1 protein-coding gene is annotated in these 753 nt (G+C 39.7%); it reads left to right on the top strand.

Annotated features, from left to right (window positions below; all coding sequences use genetic code 11):
• The first annotated feature begins 248 nt into the window (after window positions 1-248).
• Entirely contained in the window at window positions 249-671 is a 423-nt protein-coding gene (locus AB4496_RS29415) for a universal stress protein (RefSeq protein WP_012604051.1), read from the top strand.
• The last annotated feature ends 82 nt before the right edge of the window (window positions 672-753 follow it).

The raw sequence follows: 753 nt of genomic DNA, 5'->3' as shown, positions 1-753 counted from the left end.
GTAGTGCTGTCATTGATGCCTCTTCGTTATTGGCGCATTAAACCGTAAAGCCTATCTAACAGAATAAGCTAGCGCTTCAACCACTATAACAACCTTTTGTAAATTTCTTATCAATCAAAGCGATATAAATACGATAGTGCTTAGAAGATCATTGAATGATGATTTTATGCAATATGAGATCTCTTCGATATCATTTGTGCTAACAAAAACTATGCTTGTTATATAACTGATAACATGAGGCTTTAATTATGGAATACCGACATATTCTGGTCGCTGTTGAAATGTCCGACGACACTAAGATTCTGATTGATCGAGCGACCTTCTTCGCAAACAAACTAGAGGCTGGCATTTCGTTTGTTTATATCGACGGCACGCATGGCGAGATTTACCCTGAACTCGTTGATATTCAGGGAAATGAAGGCGATCTACCCATCAATGAAGATTCCGTTAAGCATTTGAAAGAGTTTGAGGCGTACGCCAAGCACCCAATCAAGCACATATTCGTGGGAACGGGAGATTTGAATGATAAGCTCAAAAATACCATCGAGGTAAATGGCGTTGACCTACTACTATGTGGCCATCACCACGATTTTTGGCATAAAATCATTTCCCATTCGAAACAGATCATCGACACATCTCCAGTCGATATTCTAATCGTTCCAATGGATTAGATACTGCCGTTCGAACTTTAAAAACTTCCTGCATTGCCAGCCTCTATCGGTATTATTGGTTGGCTTACATCCCCTCTTATTT

Origin of the sequence: Vibrio sp. 10N.222.46.A1, from assembly GCF_041473595.1 — a bacterium.
Classification (GTDB): domain Bacteria; phylum Pseudomonadota; class Gammaproteobacteria; order Enterobacterales; family Vibrionaceae; genus Vibrio; species Vibrio tasmaniensis_A.
The sequence above is the reverse complement of the archived record's forward strand: the minus strand, read 5'-3'. Positions and strand labels throughout refer to the sequence as shown.